This window comes from Microcoleus sp. BR0-C5 (assembly GCF_036705045.1).
Taxonomy (GTDB): Bacteria; Cyanobacteriota; Cyanobacteriia; order Cyanobacteriales; family Microcoleaceae; genus Microcoleus.
This window is the reverse complement of sequence record NZ_JAUBTR010000139.1, coordinates 1-6,824: the sequence shown is the minus strand read 5'-3', so window position 1 is coordinate 6,824 and position 6,824 is coordinate 1. Positions and strand designations below refer to the sequence as shown.

4 protein-coding genes and 1 pseudogene are annotated in these 6,824 nt (G+C 43.4%); 4 read left to right on the top strand and 1 reads right to left on the bottom strand.

What is annotated here, in order from left to right; all coding sequences use genetic code 11:
• Positions 1–241: 241 nt before the first annotated feature.
• Positions 242–1,501 carry a transposase gene (locus QUB08_RS30955; protein ID WP_333230011.1) on the bottom strand — a complete coding sequence of 420 codons (1,260 nt, stop codon included), beginning with the start codon at positions 1,499–1,501 and terminating at the stop codon, positions 242–244.
• 80 nt (positions 1,502–1,581) lie between these two features.
• Here QUB08_RS30955 and tnpA point away from each other — a divergent pair, with 80 nt between their 5' ends.
• The 4 genes and pseudogenes from tnpA to QUB08_RS30935 all read left to right on the top strand — a co-directional run bounded on the left by tnpA (position 1,582) and on the right by QUB08_RS30935 (position 6,585).
• Positions 1,582–1,995, top strand: a complete 414-nt coding sequence (gene tnpA, locus QUB08_RS30950) for an IS200/IS605 family transposase (protein WP_333230013.1) — start codon at positions 1,582–1,584, stop codon at positions 1,993–1,995.
• A 165-nt stretch (positions 1,996–2,160) separates the two neighbouring features.
• Positions 2,161–3,225: pseudogene (locus QUB08_RS30945) on the top strand (ISKra4 family transposase).
• Positions 3,226–3,491: 266 nt separating this feature from the next.
• The gene (locus QUB08_RS30940; protein ID WP_333230008.1) at positions 3,492–4,781 is read left to right on the top strand and encodes an NAD(P)/FAD-dependent oxidoreductase; all 1,290 of its coding nucleotides are present in this window, start codon (positions 3,492–3,494) and stop codon (positions 4,779–4,781) included.
• A gap of 436 nt (positions 4,782–5,217) precedes the next feature.
• Entirely contained in the window at positions 5,218–6,585 is a 1,368-nt protein-coding gene (locus tag QUB08_RS30935) for a transposase (protein WP_333230006.1), read from the top strand.
• Positions 6,586–6,824: the final 239 nt, after the last annotated feature.

Sequence of the window (6,824 nt, the reverse complement as noted above, 5' to 3'; positions counted from 1 at the left end):
AATATTTGCCAAAATGGAACTACCGTGCAGTTCCGACAATTGAGTAGATGGTGAAGTTATTAAATTTTCATTCCTTAATTGTTGAGCCTGTGCTGGTATTGCTGTTCATCTTAATTTAGGACCTTGTGATGACGGCTTATTATCAGTATTGCAGGATGGGTGAAAAAGGTGGAGTCAATTTTGGCGGCTCTGCATGGCAAGTCGATCGCAAAACCGATCGCCGATGAAGTTGTCGCCCAGGCTATTCTTGAGAATATGTGACAACTCCTACACCAACACAAGCTGTCACCATTGGTGTAGGCTTCTCAGGGACTCCTGCTATTGCATAGGACATTAACTCAGCTTTAAGAACGGGTTGCCCCACCGCTCTATTTTTAATAATAATTGCTGCATTATGATCGCGGTCTAGACTACATCCACAGTATGGACAGTCATGCCAACGAATATGCAGCTTTTTTGGTACTTTCTCACCGCAATTAGAACAATCTTGTGAAGTATTGTGGGCACTTACTGGGATAACCAACAAACCAGCATTTTCAGCTTTGTTTGCCAATATCGACAGAAAGCTTGACCACCCAGCGTCCAACACGGATTTAGCCAATCTTGTACGAGCTAGACCTTTGACGTTTAAATCCTCGTGCGCGATTACGTCATATTTTGATAGCAGCCAATTAGCTGTCTTAAAGTTAAAATCCTTTCTCTTATCTGCAACTTTTTTATGTTGTCTACCCAGTTGTTTGATGGCTTTACGGCTACGATTACTCCCCTTTTTGCGACGTGACACTCGCTTTTGAACTACCTGTAAGCGTTTTTGATCTTTACGGTAATACTGGGGAATAGCGACTGTTTCACCCTCAGAGGTTGTCAAAAACTCCTTAAGTCCTACGTCAATACCTGTTATCGAACGAGGATCGAAGCCTGACTTAATTTCTGGAACTGTCTTGTCTTCCAGGGAGAGTGTAAGGTAGTAACCGTCAGCTTTCTTGGTGACCGATGCGGTTTTGATTTTGAACCCGTCAGGAATAGGGCGATGCAAGACAATTTTAACTTTCCCAAACATCGGCAAGTTAATCAAGTTGCCATGTAAACATCCCTCTTTCACCTGTGGATACGTAAAGGTGCGATAGCGATTGCGAGCCTTGAAACGAGGTTTCCCGCTACGTTTCCCGTTGCTGTCACCTTTCAAGAAACGGTCAAATTTTATCTTAACTCGCTTAACTACATCTTGAAGGGCTTGCGAATATATCTCCCTATACCAAGGATGCGTTTTCTTGAGTTGAGGTAACGTTTTCTTTTGCGAATAATAATCAGGATTGTCTCGCAGTTCAGGTAGGTGGCAGACGAGAGGGCAAGCGTTAACAGGAGAACGATTCTGTTCGTACCAATTAAATCTGTCAGTCAACAGATAATTGTACTGAGCGCATAGCATGGATAGCCATCTGTCTAGCTCAATGACCTGTTGTTTTGTTGGACGTAGCTTGTATTGGTAAGCCGTTCTCATTGAGTAGCAAATATTGGATCGCAGTCGGTACGCATCAATTAGTGTTAATGTATCAGAACACATTATTTAGTGTCAAGTGCATGAGGGAAGATTTTATCCATAAAGCTAGAGGAGTTTCCGACCTCAAGTGTCATTTAGTGTTGACGACCAAGTATCGGCGGAAAGTGCTGACGGATTTAATGTTGACAAGACTTGAGGAGATTTTTAAGAATCTCATGGAAAAGTGGGAAGGAAGATTGGTAGAATTCAATGGTGAACGCGACCACGTACATTTACTACTTCAGTACACCCCGCAGACTGAGCCAAGCAAACTTATAAATAACCTCAAGACAGTATCTAGTCGGTATTTGCGGAAAGAGTTCGTGGCAGAAGTTGAAAACACCTACTGGAAAGATGTTTTTTGGACGAATGGATATTTTATTGTTTCCTGTGGCGGCGTAACCGTGGAACAATTAAAAAAGTATATTGAAGGACAAAATAGACCCGCTGAATAAAGAGTTTGTTTGTCTCGTCATCCACCCGCCCACCGATCAAAACATAGTTTTGAATTGGTTGACGGGTGGAATCCACGGGAGCATCCCGGTTTTGTAAAAATATCCAAATCAGCGTAAAATAGTTAAAATCAATAGAAGCGTCAAAAAAAGTCGAGAAAAAGAGCCATGACCCCTGAAGAACTAGAGCGGTTGCAATCCTGTACGGCAGAAATTGCTAAAATTTTGTATAACAATACACCGCGGTGTGAACTGACCAGTCTGGAAAATATTGAAAAGCATCTCAGGCAACAATGGCTTGAAAAAATCGGTCCTCAAATCGGTTTTTTTTTATCAAACAAGCAACGGGAACAGAACAAGGACGACCTCGCACAGTAAAAAGTTGTATTGGTGAACTAAGAATTACTGAAAAACAGGCCAAAAAATTAGAGGTTAAGAAATCAACTAGATTATCTCCATTATTTGAAAAATGCTGTCTCCGTCAAATTGCTAATCTTTCCTACGAAAATGCTGCCCAAGAAATGGAAGTTCAGACGGGAGTCAAGATTGGACACACTTGTTTGCATCGATTAGTAGAAAAACAAGAATGGTCAGAACCTCTAGCCAAAATTGAGGTTAAGGAAACTAGCATAGATGGAGGGAAAGTCCGTCTGAGAGGGAATTGGGGAGAAGGCTCTCATTGGCAAGATTATAAGGCTGTGCGGTTACATGAAAGTTATTATGGGGCTTTTTATCAAGAGAATGAAGCGTTAATTAACTATATAAATCATCAACCTTTAGCCGATTTATTAACATGTTTAGGTGATGGACATGAGGGAATATGGAAGATTATTAGCCAGTTGAATCCGGGTAAAACCCGACGCGAAATCTTAGATTGGTATCATTTAATTGAAAATTTGTATAAAGTGGGAGGGTCGTTAAAACGCCTAGCTAAAGCCAAGGAATTTTTGTGGCAAGGTCAGAGCGACCGAACCCTTGACTTATTTAAGTCGATGCCAAAAAAAACCGCCCAAAAGTTTTGTAACTATCTAGAAAAACATCGCTATCGAATTGTTAACTATGAGCAATTATCACAAGACAAGATTTGTTCGCCGAGGCTCAGGAGCGGTGGAATCGACGGTTAAACAAATAGATAGAAGGTTAAAAATTTCTGGATCTCAATGGTTGAAAAAAAATGTCAATCAAATGCTAAAACTTCGTTGTGCTTACCTCAACGACCTCTTGGCCATTTGAGGCTTTTGCAAAACCGGGATGCTCCCGGAATCCACAGCGAAACGCGACGAGTCATCCCACACTAATCGAAGCGATATAGTGTGGGGATTCCCGTCTGTTTAGCTAACTTTTCAGGGGTTGCCGATCGCAGATGAAAAGACAACCCAGACCCCCACTTCTTTGTTGAAACCATGATTGCCCTGAATCAATTTGATTCAGAAGTCGGGGCTCTGCCGGGAAGCATAATAAAGTTCGGTACATCAACTCATCGTATTCGGTAAACCCCTATGGTTCAAAACGTTGTGATTATTGGATCGGGTCCGGCTGGACTGCTACTGGCACATTATTTATTGCGTCGGGGCAACTATCATATTGATATCTATGAACGTCGTCCCGATCCTCGGTTGACTGATGTTTCTGGAAACCGCACATTTCCGCTCTCGCTTCAGGAACGGGGCAGAAAAGCCATTCGAGCCATTGCTGGGTTAGAGGAGGCGATCGCCGCTCAAAGTGTGTTCTGTCACGGGACGATTATTTATCGGAAAAAGGGCAAATCCCGACGGATTCCTCGCGAAAATCCGGTTCTCACAATTGATCGCAATCGCCTCGTGACGATTCTGTTAAAGCAATTAACCGAAACCTCTAATCCGAATCAGGTTAAAGTACATTTCAACTGTGAATGTACGGCTGTGGATGCAACGGCTAAAACCGTGATGTTGAAACCTTCAGAAGGAGATAGCTTTACCGTTCACTACGATCTACTGGTGGGTGCTGATGGGGCGCGATCGCAAATTCGAGAGTATTTAGTCGAGAATGCAGGCTTGCCGTGTTCCCAAAACTATATTCCGGATGCCTATAAATCTGTGTTTTTAAGTCGGCTCAATCCGACTACCGGAGTGGAGTTAGAACCGAATAAAGTCCATGCCTGGAATTTGAATAATAAAACCCGGATGCTGATGGTACCCCAGCCAGGAGATCAGTTGAGTGGCGTGATTATTTTTGAGGCACAGACTAATCCCCTAGAAGGATTATCCACGAAAGAAGAAGTCAAGGCATTTTTTGAGGAAAATTTCCCGCTGTTTGGTCAGTTGATGTCGTGGGAAGAAGCGGAAGCGTTGTTGAAGCGTCCAGTGGCAAAGGTGCTAACGGTACGCTGCGATCGCTTTCATGAGGGCGATAGTGTGTTGCTGATTGGCGATGCTGCTCATGCGGTGTCTCCCTCGATTGGGCAGGGGTGTAATTCTTCGTTAGAAGATGTGCTGATTTTGGGACAATTGTTGGAGCAGTATGGGGATGATTGGGGGAAGGTTTTGCCGCAGTTTTCAGAGCAACGAGTCCCGGATGCCCATGCCTTGCAAGAGTTATCAAATTATTCGTTTCCTCGCACGAAGTTGTTGGTGGTTGAGTTTTTCTTGCGGTTGACGATCGGAAGGCTATTTCATCGATTGTTTCCCCGTTTAGTTAAGCCGTCTGTATTTGATTTGGTGTTAGATACGGACTTGTCTTATTCGCAGGTGTTGAGTCTGAGCCAAGGTTGGATTCATAAAGTGAAGCGTTCGATGGCCCAGAATTCTTGATATTCAGCAACGCCATTTTTCACCATCCTAACTAACGGCATCAAGCGATCGCCTGATGCCCCGTGTCTTTACACTGGGGTTGGTGATAATAGACCGATAAGGTCGTGCATCCGCTCGATAACTTGGTGGGCACCAGCCGACTCAAGAGCATCTGCACGGCTGCTTCGTTCATCCTCGCTTATATGAGTTCCCCCTACATAACCGATAATCTGCTAGCCCTGTCAAGGTGTTCCTCTGAACGGCAATTTTAGTGAATTTTGAACGGCAACGGTCGAGTCGTGAAAAGCTTGGCAACTTCACTCCTTAGACTTATGGAGTGCGACTGTTACTGTTGTCTTCGACTTTTTTAGCATCGGTATAATGGTTGAAGCTTTCTATGACTAGCGTGCAAGCTTTTGGCTCACGCCATCAAGCAGCATTTAGGAGGACTGAGTAAATGTTAGATGCCATCTTTGAGAGATTTGTCAAGCAGAGTCCTGTCAGTGTAATGATACGAGGCTTAATGGAACGAGTATTGAACACAGAACAACTCGACTCTATATTTGAGAATCATGCCAAGAGCCAGTACACGCGAGAACTCCTATTCTCCAGCATCGTAGATTTAATGAGCCTGGTAGTTTGTGGCATCTATCCTTCCGTGAATGCTGCATACCGAGCCAAAGCATCGCAGCTTAATGTCAGTCGAACTGCTGTCTATGACAAACTTAATGGTATTGAAGTAGATGTGAGTGCTGCACTATTGCGAGAAACTGCTGCTTCTATGACTACTGTGATGCAGTTTCTCGAAGGTGAGCCACCAAAGTTACTAGCTCCTTATCAACTCAGAATCATTGATGGTAATTGTTTAGCTGCAACAGATCATCGGCTCGAAGTCTTGAAGCCTTATGCAGCGAAAGCTTTGCCTGGCAAGTCTTTGGTGGTACTTGACCCAGACTTGAGAATGGCGATTGATGTGTTTCCTTGTGAGGATGGTCACGCTCAGGAACGTTCTTTATTTGAATCGGTCTTACAGCGGGTCAAAGCTGGTGAATTATGGATTGCCGATCGCAATATGTGTACTCAAGGGTTTCTATTTGGTATCTGTCAAGCCTCTTCTGATTTTTTGATCCGAGAACATAAAACTCTGCCACAGCAAGCAATCAGTGAATTGGAATTTCAAGGTGATGTAGAGACTGGAGCTATTTTTGAACAAACAGTTGCTCAGACCTACGGGGGTAACTTTTTGAAAGTACGACGGGTAGTATTGCGGTTGAAAAAAGTTACTCGTAATGGCGAGGGAGAAATAGCCATTCTTACTAGCCTACCTCAAACTGTTGCCAGTGCGACCGATGTAGCCCAATTGTATCGAGGACGTTGGAGTGTGGAGACTTTGTTTCAAACGGTGACTAAGAATTTCGAGGGCGAAATTCAAACCTTGGGTTATCCGAAAGCTGCCTTGTTTTCTTTTTGTCTAGCTCTGGTTTCTTACAATATTTTAGCTGTTGTCCGAAGAGCGTTGGGAAGTGTACATGGTATCGGTAAAATTGAGTCGAGTCTTTCGGAATTCTACTTAGTCGATGAAATTCAAGGGACTTATCGGGGTATGACTATAGCCTGTGAACCTGATAATTGGTCACATCTGAAGGCTTTGTCCCTATCTCAATTAGCCGATTTTCTGTTGGATTTGGCCGGGCGAGTGAATTTGAAGTCTTTCCTCAAGCAGCCGCGCTCCCCCAAGAAGAAGAAACCACCTTTGATTGTTAACTCACATCACCGTCATCTTTCTACAGCAAGGCTTCTAGACCAAGCTCGACATTCACCTTGACAGGGCTACATACTGTTACATAGCTGTGTTTAATCCCGCTTACCTACTTACAGTACCGAAGCGAGAACTTGAAGAAACACTGGGCGGTCTGAGTAAGTTAACCATGAGACTTCTTATTAAATAAGTGTGATAAGCTGTTGTGCCTTTAAATAGGGTATAATTAAAATTTAGTTTAGTCAATTAATACAAAAATGCCAGCAAAAAACCATCTCAATCCCAAACAAATAGAGAAACTACAG